This is a genomic window from Croceicoccus sp. Ery15 (assembly GCF_020985305.1).
Classification (GTDB): Bacteria; Pseudomonadota; Alphaproteobacteria; order Sphingomonadales; family Sphingomonadaceae; genus Croceicoccus.
The window spans coordinates 314,587-331,825 of sequence record NZ_CP087588.1; the positions used below are offsets into that span (position 1 = coordinate 314,587).

16 protein-coding genes and 2 pseudogenes are annotated in these 17,239 nt (G+C 60.0%); 7 read left to right on the forward strand and 11 right to left on the reverse strand.

The annotated features are described in order from the left end of the window. Positions 1 to 13: 13 nt before the first annotated feature. The 6 genes from LOZ77_RS01620 to LOZ77_RS01645 are packed head-to-tail and all read right to left on the reverse strand — an operon-like array spanning position 14 to position 6,356. On the reverse strand, positions 14 to 1,489 hold the full coding sequence (locus LOZ77_RS01620; protein ID WP_230281949.1) for a TonB-dependent receptor: 1,476 nt from the start codon (positions 1,487 to 1,489) through the stop codon (positions 14 to 16). Continuing rightward, positions 1,381 to 2,550 (reverse strand): TonB-dependent receptor, encoded by a 1,170-nt coding sequence (locus LOZ77_RS01625; protein ID WP_230280499.1) that lies wholly within the window; start codon positions 2,548 to 2,550, stop codon positions 1,381 to 1,383. The genes LOZ77_RS01620 and LOZ77_RS01625 overlap by 109 nt, the downstream gene beginning before the upstream one ends. Before the next feature lie 52 nt (positions 2,551 to 2,602). After that, a complete protein-coding gene (locus LOZ77_RS01630) occupies positions 2,603 to 3,154 on the reverse strand; it encodes a 3-phenylpropionate/cinnamic acid dioxygenase subunit beta (protein ID WP_066762541.1) in 552 nt (183 codons plus the stop codon). A gap of 14 nt (positions 3,155 to 3,168) precedes the next feature. Next, entirely contained in the window at positions 3,169 to 4,536 is a 1,368-nt protein-coding gene (locus LOZ77_RS01635) for an aromatic ring-hydroxylating dioxygenase subunit alpha (protein ID WP_066762544.1), read from the reverse strand. Positions 4,537 to 4,573: 37 nt separating this feature from the next. After that, positions 4,574 to 5,101, reverse strand: coding sequence for an aromatic-ring-hydroxylating dioxygenase subunit beta (locus LOZ77_RS01640; protein WP_066762549.1), 528 nt, complete (start codon positions 5,099 to 5,101; stop codon positions 4,574 to 4,576). Further along, positions 5,094 to 6,356, reverse strand: a complete 1,263-nt coding sequence (locus LOZ77_RS01645; RefSeq protein ID WP_370638093.1) for an aromatic ring-hydroxylating dioxygenase subunit alpha — start codon at positions 6,354 to 6,356, stop codon at positions 5,094 to 5,096. The genes LOZ77_RS01640 and LOZ77_RS01645 overlap by 8 nt, the downstream gene beginning before the upstream one ends. A gap of 12 nt (positions 6,357 to 6,368) precedes the next feature. Here LOZ77_RS01645 and LOZ77_RS01650 point away from each other — a divergent pair, with 12 nt between their 5' ends. Together LOZ77_RS01650 and LOZ77_RS01655 are read left to right on the forward strand one after the other, a co-directional pair. After that, on the forward strand, positions 6,369 to 7,958 hold the full coding sequence (locus LOZ77_RS01650; protein WP_066762552.1) for a sigma-54-dependent Fis family transcriptional regulator: 1,590 nt from the start codon (positions 6,369 to 6,371) through the stop codon (positions 7,956 to 7,958). 107 nt (positions 7,959 to 8,065) lie between these two features. Next, the gene (locus LOZ77_RS01655) at positions 8,066 to 9,292 is read left to right on the forward strand and encodes an NAD(P)/FAD-dependent oxidoreductase (RefSeq protein WP_230280501.1); all 1,227 of its coding nucleotides are present in this window, start codon (positions 8,066 to 8,068) and stop codon (positions 9,290 to 9,292) included. Positions 9,293 to 9,311: 19 nt separating this feature from the next. Here LOZ77_RS01655 and LOZ77_RS01660 read toward each other — a convergent pair whose 3' ends face one another. After that, entirely contained in the window at positions 9,312 to 10,100 is a 789-nt protein-coding gene (locus LOZ77_RS01660; RefSeq protein ID WP_066762559.1) for a 1,6-dihydroxycyclohexa-2,4-diene-1-carboxylate dehydrogenase, read from the reverse strand. Positions 10,101 to 10,251: 151 nt separating this feature from the next. On the opposite strand from LOZ77_RS01660, the gene LOZ77_RS01665 reads away from it, so the two are divergent. The 3 genes from LOZ77_RS01665 to LOZ77_RS01675 are packed head-to-tail and all read left to right on the forward strand — an operon-like array spanning position 10,252 to position 12,950. Further along, entirely contained in the window at positions 10,252 to 11,238 is a 987-nt protein-coding gene (locus LOZ77_RS01665; protein WP_066762562.1) for a dihydrodipicolinate synthase family protein, read from the forward strand. A gap of 42 nt (positions 11,239 to 11,280) precedes the next feature. Next, entirely contained in the window at positions 11,281 to 12,456 is a 1,176-nt protein-coding gene (locus tag LOZ77_RS01670) for an aromatic ring-hydroxylating dioxygenase subunit alpha (protein ID WP_066762564.1), read from the forward strand. Continuing rightward, positions 12,453 to 12,950: an aromatic-ring-hydroxylating dioxygenase subunit beta gene (locus tag LOZ77_RS01675; RefSeq protein WP_066762567.1), complete on the forward strand. Its 498-nt coding sequence runs from the start codon at positions 12,453 to 12,455 to the stop codon at positions 12,948 to 12,950. The genes LOZ77_RS01670 and LOZ77_RS01675 overlap by 4 nt, the downstream gene beginning before the upstream one ends. Before the next feature lie 227 nt (positions 12,951 to 13,177). Here the strand turns inward: LOZ77_RS01675 and LOZ77_RS01680 are convergent. The 3 genes and pseudogenes from LOZ77_RS01680 to LOZ77_RS01690 form a co-directional block, all read right to left on the reverse strand. After that, a pseudogene (locus tag LOZ77_RS01680) lies at positions 13,178 to 13,755 on the reverse strand (transposase); the annotation flags it as partial. Positions 13,756 to 13,818: 63 nt separating this feature from the next. Beyond that, a pseudogene (locus LOZ77_RS01685) lies at positions 13,819 to 14,016 on the reverse strand (IS3 family transposase); the annotation flags it as partial. A gap of 315 nt (positions 14,017 to 14,331) precedes the next feature. Continuing rightward, the gene (locus tag LOZ77_RS01690) at positions 14,332 to 15,363 is read right to left on the reverse strand and encodes an IS110 family transposase (RefSeq protein WP_066762568.1); all 1,032 of its coding nucleotides are present in this window, start codon (positions 15,361 to 15,363) and stop codon (positions 14,332 to 14,334) included. A 91-nt stretch (positions 15,364 to 15,454) separates the two neighbouring features. Between LOZ77_RS01690 and LOZ77_RS01695 the strand changes: the two genes are divergently transcribed. Both LOZ77_RS01695 and LOZ77_RS01700 read left to right on the forward strand, forming a co-directional pair. Beyond that, positions 15,455 to 15,664 (forward strand): hypothetical protein, encoded by a 210-nt coding sequence (locus LOZ77_RS01695; RefSeq protein ID WP_230280502.1) that lies wholly within the window; start codon positions 15,455 to 15,457, stop codon positions 15,662 to 15,664. Between the two features lie 121 nt (positions 15,665 to 15,785). Further along, entirely contained in the window at positions 15,786 to 15,968 is a 183-nt protein-coding gene (locus LOZ77_RS01700; RefSeq protein WP_230280481.1) for a hypothetical protein, read from the forward strand. 162 nt (positions 15,969 to 16,130) lie between these two features. Here LOZ77_RS01700 and LOZ77_RS01705 read toward each other — a convergent pair whose 3' ends face one another. Beyond that, positions 16,131 to 17,162, reverse strand: coding sequence for an IS110 family transposase (locus tag LOZ77_RS01705; protein ID WP_230280482.1), 1,032 nt, complete (start codon positions 17,160 to 17,162; stop codon positions 16,131 to 16,133). Positions 17,163 to 17,239 lie beyond the last annotated feature (77 nt).

A 17,239-nucleotide genomic window follows, 5' to 3' on the forward strand; every position in this document is an offset into this window, starting at 1 on the left:
CGGGTATAGGGTCTTAGTATTTGTAGGCGAGCTTCAGGAACCACTCGCGCGGACGCGAGAAGCTTGCGGTGGCGGCGCCGCCGATGTCGAGATCGACGTACCCGCCTTGGATGTATCGTTTATCGGTCAAGTTGGTGACGCCGCCAGTCACGGTGAAGTGATCGCTCTTCTCGGTGAACGAAGCACTGGCGCCGAACACGCTATATGCTGGCTGAAACAATTGCGGGCTATTTACCGCATCCTTAAAGGTGTCGCTTTGATACGACCAGTCACCACGAAGCGTCAGTTTGCCGGCTTGCCCTTCATAGACATCCGCATTGATAGCTGCCGAAGCTGCCCATTTGGGTACGAAAGCAAATTTCGAATCCGTGGTGACGGGGGCGGCTGATAAGTCGATGTCGGTGTAATAGGCATCCAGATAACCTACACCAAAGGTCAACTGAACCTGATCGATTGGAGCCGCTTCGCCCTCGACCTCAAATCCCTTGATCCGGCCGGCACCGGCGTTGCGAACCTTCGGAGCGATCCCTTCGTTCACAGTGATCTGCATGTCGCTGTAATCGGAAAGGAACGCCGCGATGTTCAGGCGCAGGCGCCGGTTGAACAGTTCGTTCTTCAGGCCGATTTCGTAGGATTCGACGAATTCCGGCGTGAACGAGGGGGTCGCGATTTCAGCCGGGAAGATGCGCTGGCTGAACCCGCCGTTCTTGAAGCCTTTCGAATAGGACGCATAGATCAGCGAATTGTCGGTTATCTTGTAGTCCGCCGAGATCGCCGGGGTCCACTCCTTGGCCTTGGCCGAAACCTCGATGGCCGGCATCGTGTGGTTGCCGCCCGGGTTGGTCGCCGAAGGCGTGCAGTTCGGTAGCGGGAAACCGGCCAGCGGGCCTGACGGGAACAGGTTGGCCGCCGGGTTTGCCTGTCCGACGAGGCACTGGCTGAACGCGACGAATGCGCCCTGCGGATAGACCGATGCCAGCACTGGATCGAGTTGCGAGCGGTCGTTGAAGATCGTCTGCACAGACGGGTCGAACCGCTTGGTCTCGTTAGTGTAGCGGATGCCCGGCGTGATCGAGAACCGGTCGGTCAAATTGAAGGTGGCCTTCAGGTATGAGGCATAGCTGTCGTTGTCGATGTCGCCGCCACTAAAGAACTGGGCAAACCCGAATTCCATCGGGGTGTAGTCAGTGCCCTTTTCCTTGAGATAATAGCCGCCCAGAACGAACTTCACCCGGCCAGCCATCAGGCTTCCGGTAAACTGCAGTTCCTGCGAGGCCTGCCACACATCGATATCGCTCGCGATCCGCAGGATCGTATGCGGAGTGCCGTCGAAATCGTATTCCATGTGCGAAGTCTGGTCGCGGTAGGCCGAAATCGACTTCAGGCTGAAATCGCCGAAATCGTAATCGAGCGTGAGGTTGGTGCCCCATAGATCGAAGTCCGACCGGTTGACGCCGCCAGCCCAGGTGGTGTCGATGTCGCCAGTGATCCAGCGGGTGCTGGCGCAGGCCGGGTTGCCGGTCGGCGCAAGGGTACCCGGAACGCCAAACCCGCCCCAAGGTGCTCCGCAGCTGCCATCGGTGACGCGGATCTTGTTCCAAAAATACATCGAGCTGGGCGCGGCGATCTGGCGGTTGGTGCCCCCAGGGGGGCGCTGTTGGGAATCTCCACAAAACGCAACGGAACCGGCTGGTCTCGCAGTTCGATCAATGAGATAGCCGTTTGTTCCTCGCGCCGGATATTGATATCCCCGCTCAGGTTGACGGTCAGCTTGTCGGTCGGCTCCCACTTGAACGCAATGCGTCCGCCGAAGCTGTCCTTGTTGCCCTGGCGGCCGCCGTCGAACAAACGCTTCTGGTAGCCGTCGCGGGTTTCATAGGAAGCAACCGCGCGCATTGCGAGAGTGTCGCTCAGCGGCACGTTGATTATGCCCTTGAAATCGGCGCGGTTGAACCGGCCGGTCGCCGCTTCGAGCTTCATGTCGAAATCGTACTGCGGTTCGACCGAATTGACGACGATCGCGCCGCCGATGGTGTTCTTGCCGAACAGTGTGCCCTGCGGCCCGCGCAGGACCTGGACGCTCGCAATGTCGGCCATGTCGAGCAGCGCGCCAACCGAGCGGGCGACATAGACGCCATCGACATAGACGCCCACGCCCGGGTCGACGGTGATATTGAAATCGGTCTGGCCCACGCCGCGGATGAACGAGGTGATCGTGGCGCTGGAACCCGAGATGTTGGCAACCGGCGAGATGTTTACGTTCGGCGCGAATTTTGCGACTTCGGCCACGTTGGTGACCTGGCGTTCCTCGAGCATTCCGCCGGTCAACGCGGTGATCGCGACCGGCGTTTCCTGCAGGTTCTCGGCCCGCTTGCGCGCAGTCACGATGATCTCTTCGAGGCCGCCGGTCTGTTGCTCCTCAGCCTGAGGCTCACTTGTTGCGGCGTCCTGCGCATGCGCCGCCATCGGTGCGAGCCCGATTGATCCGACGATCGCCGAGGCGCTGGTGCGCAGGACGACCTTCCGGAAATTGAACGATTGGTTTGTCATTGGCGTCATTCTCCCTCTTGTTGATGTATTTTTATTTATAAGCGTGGATAGACTAAACGTAGATATTCAGATTCTTGCTCAGCATCACGTTGTGCTTGAGGATCGCACGGCGTTTGACCAGTTGAAAGCTGTTGCCGACCTGGCGCCAGATATCGATACGGTTGCCGATCAGCGAATCCTCGTCGCGTTCGTTGCGATTGCGATAGGCATAGAAGTCCGAATAGACCCGGAACTCGTCGGCGTTTTCGGTAAGCTCCACCTCGACGTTGGTGATGATATGGGTGCAGCGCGTCGCCGGATCCTCCGACCAGGCCGTTCCGGTCTCGAGCCGCGAAAGCCGCTTGAGGATTTCGGGCTTGCTGTCGTTGTAATAGGCCATCCGGGTCAGGTCGGTCACCTGATCGGTCTTGTCCCGGCGGTAGCGGGTTTCGATTCCCGGCATGTGGTAATGCAGGTCTTCCGCCAGCATCTCTGCCCAGTCGGCATAGTTCTCGGTGTCGAGCAGGCGCGCTTCGCGATAAAGCGTCTGGGCCAGCGCGTGGGTCAGTTCGAGCGATGCGGCAGTGCCTTGGCGTGTGCGCTCGAGGGTTGCGGTGTCGGTCATGGTTGTGATTCCTCTCAGAGCGCGAACAGGCCGGGCAGGTCGCGGGTTTCGGCCACGTTGCCAAGCCTCGGTTCGGGGCGTGTCGGCATCTTACCGAACTCGTCATGGGTCATCATGTCGAGCCAGCGCTGGTAGAAGCCGCGCTGGTTGGCGTCGTTGTACTGGCCGCGATAGACGATGCCCGGCAGGGTATCATGTTCGATCTGGCGGCCGATGCCGCAGCGATAGTGCAGGCGCTCGTGCCTGGTGACGACTCCGCGGTTGACGGTGGTGCAGTTTTCCCAGTTCTCCCCGTCATCCATCTCGAAGGTGCCACCGGGGCCGAAGGTCTGCATGACGCCCTTGGTGACTTCTTCCTTGATGTCATCAGGCATGTTCTTGTTGACGATCACCCAGGTCTTCAATTCGAACTGCATCGGTCCCTTGGGCTGCCATTGGCGGAAGGTGGAGATGCCGGGCAGGAACGAGACATTGGGGAAGATTGAGGCCGAGGCGACCGAGCCGAAGATCTTGGAGCGCATCTCGCCCAGGCGTTCAGCCATCTTGGGGCGGATCTTGTTGTAATAGTCCATGACCTTTGGACGGCCGAGCAGGACGAGATCGCCAACGCCCTCGGTGCCGAATTCCCAGCCGTGACCGTTCACGCTGGCATGATAGGAGTATTCCATGTCGATCGGCGGGAAGGGCATGCCATCGTTCATCGAACGGCAGCCGGAATCGTGCGTCCAGCCGGCGTGGTAAGCATCGCCGATGAAGTTCTCGACCCCGAACTTCCAGTTCGCGCTCATCACCGATTTGATGCAGCCGCCAATGAATTCGGTGCCGCCTTCCTCGTTGTCGAGGATCATGTCGAGATACCAGCGGAAATCGCCCAACCATGCCTCCAGGCTCGGCGCATCGCCGTTGAAGGTGGCGAACACCAGGCCCTTGTAGCTGCTGACCTTGGCGACGTTCTTGAGGCCATGGTTCTTGAAGTCGATATCGCCATTGTCGTAGCAATATTCCTCGTGCATGCCTTTGAGGTCGCCTGCGGTGTCAAAGGCCCAGCCGTGGTAATTGCAGACGAACCGACGAGTGTTGCCGGCATCGGCGAAGCAGACCTTGTTGCCGCGGTGCGGGCAGGAATTGAGCATGACCCGGATCGAACCATCGGCCTGACGCGCGACGATCACCGCGTCTTCGCCCATATGGGTGGTCAGGAAATCTCCGGCCTTGGGGATCTGGCTTTCGTGGGCGACGAACAGCCACGACCGGGCGAAGATCCGGTAAAGCTCTTCCTCATAAATATCGGCGTCGGAAAAGATCCGCCGGTCGAGCCAGCCTTCCTTGAGGTCCATGTAGCGTGAATAATCCGGCTCGCGGCCGATCCGTTCGAAGCGCATGGTTTAACCTCCCAATTGTGATGTTTGAAATTGCAGTTCAGAAGAAGGCGTTGAGATTGCTGTCGGGCAGCACGGAATGGTCGAGCACGATGTCGCGCGCCGCGAGCAGCCAGGCCTGGCCTTCGCCGCGCCACAGGTCGGTGCGCGCGGCGGTGAGCACGCGGGTGGTGCCGTCGATCCGGTTGCGGTGCATGATCAGCACCGAATGGACCCGCACCTCGTTCTCCGCAGGTCTGGCCACTACCTCGACGTTGGAGATGGCGCGGCGAATGAAGTTGGGCGGGTCTTCGGCCCAAACGAAGCCGGATTTCAAGCGATCCACCCGCAGCTTGAGACGGCCAAGATCCTCGTTGAAGATCACGCCCGGGCCGACCGGCAAGGGGGGCGAACGATCCGCACGAAACCGGCGGCTCTTCAATTCCATGCGATAGCAGATGTCTTCGTTCAGCATGGCCAGCCAGCCGTCGAAGTCTTCATTGTCGAGCAGCCGCGCCTCGCAGTGGAGCGCCTGGGTGACCGCGACGATTACCTCGACCGGGGGAGGCGACAGGGGCCGGTCAAGCATGTTCGGCCTCCTGCGCTGTCAGCGAGTTGATGTTGTAGGTGGGCACCTCGGCCCAGGTTTCCGCCATCATGTGCTCTTGCCAGCGGCGGTAGAAATAACGCTGGTTGTGTTCGCTCACCAGGCCGGCGGCGATATCGCCGGGCAAGCCCTCGCGCTTGCCCGAGCGGCCCAGCGCCATGTTGGTGTAGACATCCATTTGCGCCGTGCGCCAGCCGCGCGACTGTTCAGTGCAGGCGGTCAGATTGTCGCCATCGTCGTTGTCGAACAGGCCTGCCAGGCCGAAGGTCAGGCACTGATTTTCGAGGATCTGCGCTTTCACCGCCTCGGGCATGTCGTTTTCGGCCATGGCCCAGGTCCACTGCTCGATCTGCCCGGGACCCTTGGGATGATAGACCCGGAACCAGTTGAGGCCGGGCAGCAGTTGCAGGTTGGGGAAGATGGTAATGTTGACCTGCGCTCCCCAGACCTGCTTGCCACGCACCTCGCCCAAGCGGTCGATCACCGTCTGGCGGTTGGCTTCCAGGTATTCGAGGATCGGTTTGGGATCGGGATAGAAGGCATAGCCGGAAACGCCGTCGAGCGCGCTCAGGACCATGTGCCCGTTCATGCCGGCGACCGACAGTCCGCCATCAAGATCGACGCCCGAATTGCCGACGTTGAGCCCCGTGAGGTCCATGGACTGCACGGCTGACATCGCGCCGGCATGGGCCCAGCCAAGGTGATAGCCATCGCCGCAGACGTTCTCGACCGGCAGCTTCCAGTTGGTGCCTAGCACCATCTTCTGGGTTTCGCCGAGCAGCGCTGATCCGCCCGGCATGGCATCCAGCCAGACATCGAGGAAAAATTTGGCATCGCCCAGATAGTCTTCGAGGCTGGGCGAATTTGCGTCCCAGCAGCCGAAGACAAGACCCTTGTATTCGGACACTTTAGTCACGGGAACCAGCCCGAACTTGCTGCGGTCTAGCTTACCAAAATAGGCCTCGTTTTCCAGCGGAACCCCGGCGAGCGCCCCATCGGGGGCAAACGACCAGCCGTGGTAGTTGCAGGTAAACGCCCTTGCGTTGCCGCGGTCGGCGCGGCAGACGCGGTTCCCGCGGTGGGTGCAACTGTTCAGGAACGCCTTGATCGACCCGTCCTTCTGGCGAATGACGATGACATCGTCTTCGCCCATGAACGTGCGGAAATAATCGCCTGTTTTGGGAATCTGGCTTGTATGGACTAGAAACAGCCAGCAGCGTCCAAAGATCCGTTCCAGTTCTCACCCGAGATGGGCCGCATCTGGCGCGATGGCGAGCGTTGCGTCTTGCTAAGCAATTCTGCCCTTGCCGGGCTTCGGGGACACATGGTTTCCCAGTTAGGACTGGACGCGGCCAGCAAGTTCTTCTGGGAGCTCGGCTTTGCCGAAGGTGCGCGGTGTGCAGTCGGCGCGAAGGAACTACGACCCGATCGAGACTTTCTCGATGCATTTGCCGTAGGACCCCAGGCCCATGCTTTGACCGGTTTTGGCTGGACCCAGATCGAAGCGCTCGAAAACGACAAGTCCCGCGGACACTTCGAAGGACGGTTCCTGGTCCACGATTCAATCGAAGCCGCCATTCACCTCAACGCCGAAGGCCGCGCCACCGATCCGGTCTGCTGGATGCAGACTGGCTTTGCCAGCGGTTTTGCCACTGCATTTGCCGGCCAGCCGATCATCATGCGCGAACTGGAGTGTGCCGGTATGGGCGATGCGGCATGTCTGCTGCATGCCAAGCCAGCCATGGAATGGTCACACCTTGACAGCCCGGAAAAATCGGCCTTGCCGCTGGAACCGCCGGTCCTGGATTCCGGCGAAAACAGCATGGCCGTTGGCGTATCGGCTGGCTTCATTGCCGTGAAGACGATGATCGAGCGATCGGCGCCAAGCGACGCAACCTTGTTATTCACGGGAGAAACCGGGGTCGGCAAGGAGGTGCTGGCGAAATTCGCGCATCGCTTGAGCCGGCGGAAGGAAGCTCCTTTTGTCGCGCTCAATTGCGCCGCCATTCCTGAAGGGTTGATCGAATCCGAGCTTTTTGGCGTGGCCAAAGGCGCTTTCACCGGGGCCGTGGCTGCGCGACCGGGTCGCTTCGAACTTGCCCATGGTGGGACGCTCTTCCTCGATGAGATATCCACTCTCTCGCCTCTGGCCCAAAGCAAGATCCTGCGTGTGATCCAGGAAGGCGAATTCGAGCGTGTCGGCGACACGCGAACCATTAAGGTGGATGTTCGCCTGATGGCCGCTGCCAACGCCGATCTGACTCAGTCGATGCGCGATGGCCTGTTTCGCGCCGACCTGTTCTACCAGATTTCGACCTTGCCGATTTGGGTGCCGCCGCTGCGCCAGCGCCGCGAAGACATACCCGGGCTGATCGAGCATTTCCGTTTTCGTTTCTCGCGTCGTCACCAACGCGCGGTAGCTGGGTTCACCACGAGGGCGATCAATGCCTTGCTGGTCTACGATTACCCCGGCAACGTGCGCGAACTCGAGCGAATGGTGGAGCGGGCGGTGTTGCTCGCCGATGATGGGCAGGCGATCGACCTCCGGCATCTGTTTCTGGGTAACGATTTACCCGATCTAAAGCCGGCCATGGGATTGGCTAGTGACGGCAAGATTATGCCTGTTACCGATATCCATGATCGTTCGGAGTTGATTCGCCAGGTGCTCGATTTGATTGTCGAGGGTGGCGAAACTCTGTCGAACGTGGAGGGCCTCGTCATCCGGGAGGCGGTGGAAGCCTCGGGCGGAAATTTTGCGCGAGCCGCCCGTACTTTGGGGCTGTCGCGTCGTCAGTTGGCGTTGAGAATGGAAAAGATCGGACCCACTGGCCGGACATAGCGCAATCACACATTTGCAACGCATTACATAATGTGCAAAGATATGGAAGGAAGGTGGTCGAATGACAGCCGGCTGTTCCGGTATGCTTTCAAAGTTGGGAGAATTGCATGAAATCGATAGCCGTGGTCGGAGCAAATCTTGCGGGTGGCCGCGCGGTGGAGTCCTTGCGCCAGGCTGGCTTTGATGGCCGGATCACCCTGATCGGCGAGGAACCCTGGCGTCCCTACGAGCGCCCGCCGCTGTCCAAGGAAGTGTTGTGGGATCCGGCCAACGTACCGGACAACTTCTTCCTCCACGATGAAGCATGGTACGCGGACAACCGTATCGACATGCGGCTCGGGGTGCGGGCAGAAGCGCTCGATCTGACCGCAGGCGGCGTCCGCCTGGGCGGAGGCGAACTGGTCCAGGCAGATCGCATACTCCTCGCGACCGGCGGCTCGGCGCGCAAGCTCAACATGGAGGGCACCGATGCCGCCAACGTGCATTATTTGCGCACCCGCGACGATGCCACGCGAATGGCGGCGGATCTCAAGGATGGGGCCCGCATCGTCATAATCGGCATGGGCGTGATCGGCGCGGAAGTGGCGGCCAGCGCGATCAAGTTGGGCTGCCGGGTGACGGCGATCGAGCCGTTCGCGGCGCCGATGATCCGGGCGCTCGGGCCGCAATTTGGACAATGGTTGGGCAATGAACATCACCAGCGCGGCGTCGATACCCGCTTCGGACGCGGCGTGAACGCGATGAGAGTCCTAGATGGTCGGGTGACTCAGGTCGAACTCGACGACGGGTCGCTGGTGGATTGCGATGCCGTTGTGGTCGGGGTCGGCATCGTGCCGGAAACCAGCCTTGCCAAGGACGCAGGCATCGTCACCAATAACGGCATTATCGTCGATAGGCAGTGCCGCACCAGCAATGAGAATGTCTTTGCCGCCGGCGACGTCGCCGAACAGGACAGCTTCTTCGGCGGTCATATCCGCCAGGAAACCTACCAGAACGCTGCCGACCAGGCCCAGGCAGCAGCGCTCGCGATGCTCGGGCAGGACGTCGATTACTGCAAGCCGGCTTGGTACTGGAGCGATCAGTTCGATCTCAACATCCAGTTCTGCGGCCATATCCCGGCGCAAGCCGAGGTAACCCTGCGCGGAGACATGGCAAGCAACCAGTTTACCGCATTCTTCCGGTCAGGCGAGACGATCGAGGGCATCCTGACTGTCAACCGCGCCCCGGACATGGGCATCGGCAAACGGCTGATAGAGCGCCGGGCCAAGGCGTCGGCCGGGCAGCTGGCCGATGCCGATGTGTCGCTCCGCGAAATCCTCAAGCAGGCTGGTTAGGCTCGCAAGGCGGGCGGGATCAGCCGATCCCGCCACCTGCGACGTAGAGCGTCTGGCCGGTGATGTAGGACGCCTCGTCAGCGGCGAGAAAGCAGATTGCGGCGGCCAGTTCCTCGGGCTCGCCGAAGCGGCCCAGCGGGGTATCGCGCAAGGTCTGCTCCATCACTTCGCCAAAGCCCTTGCGGTCCGCGTCGGAGGGCGGGGCAGGATTGCGTGGGGTGACACGGGTCACGTTGACCCCGCCGGGAGCCACGCAATTTACCCTGATGCCACAATCCTCCAATTCCAGAGACAACGCAGCGGTCAGCGCCGCCACGCCGCCTTTCGCAGCCGCGTAGGGCACGCGATTGACCCCGCGCGTTGCCACCGAGCCGATGTTGACAATCGCGCCGCGACCTGCCGCGCGCATGTGGGGCAGCACTGCATGGCAGCACCACAGCGTCGGCCACAGCGATCGATTAATCTCGGCGACGATTTCTTCGGTGGTGTATTCCCAATAGGGCTTGGCCCATATCGTACCACCTACATTATGGACGGCCACGTCGATCCGCCCGAATTTATCGCTTACAGCGTTATACAGGGCAGCGGCTCCAGCCTGTTGCTCAAGGTCGTGGATGGCGGGGTGCGCGTCGACAGATTCGGCCATAAGTCGCGCAACCGCATCCAGTGTCGCCTGTTCTGCACGATCGGCAACCACGACCGTGGCCCCTTCTCGCCCTAGGCGCTGGGCGGTAGCAAAGCCGATCCCCTGGGCTGCTCCTGTGACAACTGCGATCTTGCCTGCAAATCTGCCGTTCGCGTCTGTCATCCCTGATTTCTCCCAACCCACACCGCATCCGGCCGGACGCGTGCAATCCTAGTGGCATTCGGCCTCATAAATCCGTATTCCACCTTTGACAAGTCAATAGGCAATGCGTTACACATTGGCTAATGTTTGAAGAGTATTTGGGAGATGTTTTGTGGCGCGTGAACTGCTGACTGCTGCTGATGTGAGGGGTGCCTGGGCGATCGTGCCGACGCCGGCCAAGGAAGGTGCTTCCGACTGGCGTGCCACCGATACTGTTAATGTCGACGAAGCAGCCCGCATGGTCAACGGCCTGATTGAGGCCGGGGTCGACGGCATTCTCAGTATGGGGACGCTGGGCGAGGCCGCGACCATGACACTTGACGAAAAGCTCGTCTTTATGAAGACTATCGTCGATGCCGCCGCGGGCCGGGTGCCGGTGTTTGTCGGCACAACCTGCATCAACACCCGCGACACCATCGCGCTGACCCGCCAGGCAGTCGATATCGGCGCGACCGGGACGATGCTGGGCGTACCGATGTGGTGCGCGCCGAGCGTCGATGTCGCGGTCCAGTTCTACAAGGATGTCGCTGAGGCGGTGCCCGATATCAATATTGCAATCTATGCCAATCCCGAAGCATTCAAGTTCGATTTCCCGCGCCATTTCTGGGGTCAGGTCGCCGAAATTCCGCAGGTTGTCACTGCCAAGTACATCGGCGTCGGCACACTGCTGCCCGATCTGGCCGCGATCAAGGGGCGGATCAAGCTGCTGCCGATCGATTTTGATTACTATGGCGCGGCGCGGATGGACGATTCGGTCGATGCCTTCTGGACCAGCGGCGCGGTCTGCCATCCTCTCGTCAGTACGACATTGCGGGATCTCGTCGCCCAGGCCCGCGCCACCGGCGACTGGAGCAAGGCCAAGACATTCATGGGGCGGCTCGCGCCCACGGCAGCAACGCTGTTTCCCAACGGCAGCTTCAAGGAATTCTCCACCTACAACATTCCGCTGGAAAAGGCGCGGATGACCGCCGGTGGATGGATGAACGCCGGACCTTGCCGTCCGCCCTATCACCTGTGTCCCGAAAACTATCTCGAAGGTGCGCGTAATTCGGGCAGGATGTGGGCCGAACTGGGCAAGGCGCTCGAGGCGGAGCGTTGAAATGAGCTGAATTGCTGCAATCAAACCTGTGGGGAAACGAGGATGGCTGAAACAACACTGACCTGGCCCAAGAACTATAATGAAGTTCCCAAGGCGGCCTTTACTCGGGCGGATCTCTACGCTGACGAGATCAGGCGGATTTTTCACGGCCCGGAATGGCACCCGATTGCGCATGAAAGCGAATTGCCCAATCCCGGTGATTTCAAGACGATGCGGCTGGCCGGAATCCCGCTTCTGATCTCTCGCGACGAGGCCGGCGTGGTGCGGGTGTTTTACAACGCCTGCTCGCACCGCAGCAACCAGCTCGAAACCGCAGTGATGGGCAACAAGACCGAGTTTGAGTGCCCCTATCACCGCTGGCTGTTCAACGCCAAGGGGAACTTGGTCGGCTGCCCCAACCCGCGCGAATTCCTGCCCGGCTTCGACAAGGCCGATTACCCCTTGGAGCAACCGCGTTTCGAACTTTTCTATGGTCTGATCTTCGTCACGTTTTCGGCCGAGACTGAGCCACTTGACGAGTTCCTCGGCGAAGCCGGCGAAACACTGCGCGAACTGATGGCCGGCGACGGACGGCTGAAGCTGCTCGGCTATCAGAAGGTTCGCTACGACAGCAACTGGAAGGGCTACAACGACAACGACGGCTATCATGCCCCGTTGCTGCACGCGGCGTTCAAGATGCTCAACTGGCAGGGCGGCAAGGGGCGGCAGTATACCGCCACCAAACGCGGCCATGTCTGCTTCGAATCGGCACTCTCCGTGGCGAGCGGCCCCAGCGTTCTGAAAGACAAGGATCTGATTTCCTTCAAGGGGCAGGATCCATCGGTCGGGTCGCGGATCGTCCAGCTGTTCCCCACCTTCGTCTCGACCAAGCACCTCGATGTCATCAATCTGCGCTTTGCCAACCCGGTCGACGCAGAGACTACAGAAGTTCACTACGCCTATTTCGCCCACCAGGACGACGATGCGGACATGGTTCGCCACCGCTTGCGGCAGAGTTCCAACCTGTTGGGTCCCTGCGGGCTGATCAGTATGGAAGACGCCTCGATCTTCCACCGGATCCACATCGGCAGTCACACGCCGGGCAACGCTATCTTCCAGAAAGGCGTGCGTGATCCGGGCAAGCTGGAATCGGAGTTTCTGCAGAACGATGAAAGCGGCAATCTGCCCCGCTGGGAATATTACCGCTCGGCGATGGGTTTCGAGAGGGCAGAGGCATGACGGCCACCACTCCCGAGCTGGAAAAAGCGATCGACCGATTGCTGCTGGCCGATGCCAACGCGCTTGACAGCAAGGACATGCCGGGCTGGCTGGCGAACTATGCCGAGGAAGAACAAGCATCCTATTATTGCCGCGCGGTCGAAAATAGCGAGCACAACCTCGAGCTCGGATTCATGTTCGACGATTGCCGGGCACGGCTCGAAGATCGCGTCACCTATGTGAACGAGATCTGGGCCGGCACCTTTCAGGACTACCGCACCCGTCATTTCGTCCAGCGCGTCAGCCATCGCCAGGTCGATGCCCGAACGGTGGAAGTGGTTTCGAATTTCTCGGTGTTCATGACGCCGATGGATGCCGGCGTCACCCAAGTCCTGGCCGCCGGCCGCTATCTCGATACAATGCGACTGTCAGACGATGGTGGCGCCAAGTTGCTGTCCCGCCGCGCCGAGCTCGATACATCGGTTCTCCCCCGTTATCTGGTCTACCCGATTTGAGTTGCTACACTCTGTCTTCAGCCCGAAAATGCGCTTAAACCAACGGGGGTAAGGATAGATGATCATCGACGCGCATGCCCATCTGGTTGCTCCGGCATCGCTTTATGTGCACAGAAGCAGTCTGATTGTTTCGGGGGGCAATACGGAGAGAGCAATAGTGTCCGTCGTCAGAACATTTGGCGCAACTCGCGGCGTAGATTAGCGGAGTGCGGGCCTCGTCTGGGGGTTTCTTTGGTTCCGTCGGGCAGGATGCCGAGCGCGATGTAGACCGCCTTGTTGCGAACGAAGCCTTCGTCGCGAACCTTCACGCGGATCGCGTCGAAGAACACCAGAGGATAGCAATCATCGAGCGGCCGGCCCTGCCATTCGGTCACCGTTTCCAGCACGGCGTCGGTGATCGTGGAGATCAGATCCGGCGCACGTTAATGCCGTACAGCTCTTCCAGGTGCCCCCGGATCTCACGCACCGTCATGCCGCGTGCGTACATCGAGATGATCTTCGTATCGAAGTCCGGGAAGTGGCGCTGATACTCGGCGATCAGCTTGGGATCGAATGTACCCGAACGGTCGCGCGGAATATCCAGCGTCACTTTCGACGTGCCGGTCAGCATCGTCTTCTTCGAGCTGCCGTTGCGCCGATTGGCGACGCCGGCCTCCGCTTCCGATTCGAGATGATCGTCCAGTTCTGCCGTCAGCATCCGTTCCGACAGTGCCTTCTTCAACTCGTCAATCAGTCCGTCCCGGGCGAATAACTCTTGCGGGTCACGTCCGTCCAGCTGGTCCAGTAACTCCTTGTCGATTGCCATATCGATGGTCCTTTCCATTCCATCTATATGACCTCGCGCACAAAATTACTGACAGTCCCCGACCGGAACGCCGGCACGCTTGCCGCTGTTCACCTCGGCCTTCTTCACCCACTCCAGCAGCGTGTGACCCGAGCAGTCAATCATGGCCGCTATGGATGTGATCGCTGCCCAACGGGAGGGATGCTCGCTCTCTTGATCCAGCGCCAGGCGAACAGCCCGTTCACGCACCTCAGGTGAAAACTTGTTCGTTGTCTTGCTCATCGTAGACCCTTCCTCTCAGGAGTTAGGGCCTCCGGCAATCCCGGGGCGGTTCAAGAACGTATGGCCCGCCCCGTCTGCAAGGACTATTTTGAGGCTGGCAACTGACTGGTCTGCATCAACGTATACGGCATATCAGCGTTGCGCTGTCGCCAAGATGGAGCTTCGCACGCTCTGAACCTCATAATGGGGGTGGCAGCAAAGTGCCGTTCTTGGTACCAGGCTTTCAGGGCGTCGATTTACCGTCAGGCCATCTTCAAAATTCCTCCCGCAGACATCGTGGTCACACAACCGGTCGAGGACCGGTGACCAGGATACTCAGATCGGCATTGCAGCACGGTCGATCGACAACGTGTCTCCGCGACGCAGTGTGACCCAAGCGATCCGGGCCAGCTTGTTGGCCAGTGCCACCGTCACCGTGTTGTAGTGGCATCTGGCAAGCAGGCCGAGCAGCCAGCTCCCCAGCGGCGTCTCGCTCTTGGCAAGCGATGGCAGTGCAGCTCTTGCACCATGGATCAAAAGGGTTCGCAGGTACCTGTTTCCGCGTTTGCTTATTCCTCGAATCTTCGGTTTCCCGCCTGTCGTGTATTGCTTCGGTACCAAGCCCAGCCAAGCGCTGAGATCACGGCTCCGTTCAAAGGTCGACGCATCTCCGACTGCGGCTGCCAGGGCTGTCGCATTGAGCGAACCGATCCCTGGGATCGTCAAAAGCCTGCGCGCCAGTTCATCGGTTCGGGTGAGTTCTAGAAACTCCATATCAAGCGCCGCGATCCTGTCGTCCAGCGTCTTCCACTCCTCGCGTGTTTCCATCATGAACCGACGGATCCGACCCTCGGGAAGACGATCCGTATCGGCTAGCATCGCATCGAGTGCCCTCTCGAACTTCTGGCGGCCTTGGGGCGCTACGATCCCGCGTTCCATTAGGATCGCTCGCGCCTGATTTATCAGGTTCGTACGCGCTCCCACGAGCTGCGACCGCACGCGATGGAGCGACTGAACATCGAGCTGATCCTGGGTCTTCATCTCGACGAACCGCATGGTCGGTCGCGTTGCGGCTTCCGCGATCGCCTCTGCGTCGCGATCATCGTTCTTTTGCGCCTTTACGTAGGGACGGACATATTCCGGCGACATCAACCAGACGGTATGGCCTTGAGCCGCCAGCAACCGACCCAGATGATGCGCCCCGCAACAGGCCTCCATCGCGATCACGCATGGCGCCAGCTTCGCTGTGAAGCCTGGAATTGTGGACGGGCGCATGCGTCTGCTCAGCACGACTTTGCCAGTCGTATCAAGCCCGGCAGCACTGCAGCTGTTCTTGCCCAGATCGACTCCAAGTGTACAAATAGTCATGGCTCGCTCCTTTCCTTTTCACCAACAACCGCATCCTATCAGATGCTGGAAAAGGGGCGGGCCATTCCATAATTGGTGGCGGGAAACGAGAATGAAGATAGTGTATATCGATCGCTCGATGTCGGCGTTCAGGAGCCCAACTCGTTTTCGCGGGACATGTTCCGCAAAGGTCATGACAAAGCTGACGCAGGTTTATCCCGATGCGGAAATTGTCTACCGCGACCTCGCCGCTGATCCGCTTCCGCATCTTCGCGCGCATACGCTTCCGGCTATTTTCGGGCAGGCTGAAAGCGAAGACTGAGACACGGCGACCGAGCCTGGTCTGAGCAAGGAAGCTCTTGCGCAGTTCATGGATGCCGACGTTGAATAGCCCCTAGATTTGTGGACGCCTTCTTTCCTAAATTTGAGGACAGGAGGCGACGATGGGGAAAGCTAATTTCAGCGACGAGTTCAAGCGTGATGCGGTGGCCCAGATCACCGAGCGCGGCTACCGGGTGACCGAGGAGCGCGACATCCTAAAAAACGTATGGCCCGCCCCGTCTGCAAGGGTAAAATTGGATGGCGTAGTGGGTCTGCATCAACGTATCCGGTCTCAGGTCTGCTGACCTGGCCAAGATGGGTTCCGCGCGGCAGGAGCTTCATAAAGCCATCGGTGACAAGCACCACATTTTTAACCAGGCTTTCCCGTCCGCCGGTTCGACCGTTATGCCATCTATCTCACCTCCACAGACATTCTGAGCGCCCAGCCTCGACTGACCGCAATTCCGTCAGATGGTTGCCTCCTGCGATCGATACACGTCACCGCGCCGGAGAACGGCCCAGGCGATCCGCGCCAGTTTGGCTGCCAGTGCGACGACCGCAACGTTGGGATGCGCGCGAGCAAGTAGATTGCGTAGCCACGCTCCTATCGCTGTTTGTTGCTCGGCAAAGTGCCTCATCGCGGCCCGTGCCCCATGGATGAGCTGGGTCCGTAAATAACGATTCCCACGCTTGCTGATGCCCAGCATTTTGGTTTTACCGCCGGTCGAGTGTTGTCGCGGCGTCAGACCGAGCCATGCGGCCAGATCACGCCCTTTGGCAAAGGCGCTGGCATCGCCCACTGCAGCGACCAGCGCCGTGGCATTAATCACACCGATGCCGGGAATTGTAACCAGGCGCCGCGCCAGATCGTCCTCGCGAGTTAGCGCCACCAGTTCGCCGTCATAGGCCGCTATTCGCTGGTCGAGCTGGGTCCATTCGTCGCGCAGGTCCTGCAGAAGATGCAGCATCCTGGCACTGATTGGCGGATCGTCCGCCATGAGTTCGTCGAGCCGATTGATTAGGGGACCACGGCGCTTTGGCAGAATGATACCCCGCTCCAGCAGCATCGCGCGTAACTGGTTGGTCAGCCGGGTCCGCTCTGCAACCAACCTTGCGCGTGCGCGATGCAGAATTTGCAGGTCGAGCTGGGCTTCGCTTTTCGGTGTCACCAAGCGCATTGTTGGTCGGGTCGCGGCTTCAGCAATCGCTTCGGCATCGCGATCATCGGTCTTCTGCGCCTTGACGTAGGGCTGAACATATTCGGGCGACATCAATCGCACCGAGTGACCATGCGACTGGAATATTCGGCACAGAAAATGCGCGCCGCAGCATGCCTCCATCGCCACCACGCATCGCGGCAGCTTCGATACGAACTTAATCAGACCCTGTCTCGTCATCCGTCGACGCAACACGACTGCGCCGGAATCATCAAGGCCAGCAACGCTGCAACTGTTTTTGCCAAGATCAACGCCCAGAACACTGATTGCCAAATTCGTCATTGCTCGTCTCCTCTTCCATTCCGGCGCCGTTATAGCGCCGGTCGTTGAGGGGCGGGCCATCCCATAAAGCCACCGCG

Bases quoted from the DNA above. Each gene is read 5' to 3' on its own strand.
- LOZ77_RS01630 (WP_066762541.1), bottom strand. From the start codon at position 3,154: ATGACCGACACCGCAACCCTCGAGCGCACACGCCAAGGCACTGCCGCA.
- LOZ77_RS01695 (WP_230280502.1), top strand. From the start codon at position 15,455: ATGAAGATAGTGTATATCGATCGCTCGATGTCGGCGTTCAGGAGCCCA.
- LOZ77_RS01670 (WP_066762564.1), top strand. From the start codon at position 11,281: ATGGCTGAAACAACACTGACCTGGCCCAAGAACTATAATGAAGTTCCC.
- LOZ77_RS01660 (WP_066762559.1), bottom strand. From the start codon at position 10,100: ATGACAGACGCGAACGGCAGATTTGCAGGCAAGATCGCAGTTGTCACA.
- LOZ77_RS01640 (WP_066762549.1), bottom strand. From the start codon at position 5,101: ATGCTTGACCGGCCCCTGTCGCCTCCCCCGGTCGAGGTAATCGTCGCG.
- LOZ77_RS01705 (WP_230280482.1), bottom strand. From the start codon at position 17,162: ATGACGAATTTGGCAATCAGTGTTCTGGGCGTTGATCTTGGCAAAAAC.
- LOZ77_RS01700 (WP_230280481.1), top strand. From the start codon at position 15,786: ATGGGGAAAGCTAATTTCAGCGACGAGTTCAAGCGTGATGCGGTGGCC.
- LOZ77_RS01675 (WP_066762567.1), top strand. From the start codon at position 12,453: ATGACGGCCACCACTCCCGAGCTGGAAAAAGCGATCGACCGATTGCTG.
- LOZ77_RS01690 (WP_066762568.1), bottom strand. From the start codon at position 15,363: ATGACTATTTGTACACTTGGAGTCGATCTGGGCAAGAACAGCTGCAGT.
- LOZ77_RS01655 (WP_230280501.1), top strand. From the start codon at position 8,066: ATGAAATCGATAGCCGTGGTCGGAGCAAATCTTGCGGGTGGCCGCGCG.
- LOZ77_RS01635 (WP_066762544.1), bottom strand. From the start codon at position 4,536: ATGCGCTTCGAACGGATCGGCCGCGAGCCGGATTATTCACGCTACATG.
- LOZ77_RS01650 (WP_066762552.1), top strand. From the start codon at position 6,369: ATGGGCCGCATCTGGCGCGATGGCGAGCGTTGCGTCTTGCTAAGCAAT.
- LOZ77_RS01625 (WP_230280499.1), bottom strand. From the start codon at position 2,550: ATGACAAACCAATCGTTCAATTTCCGGAAGGTCGTCCTGCGCACCAGC.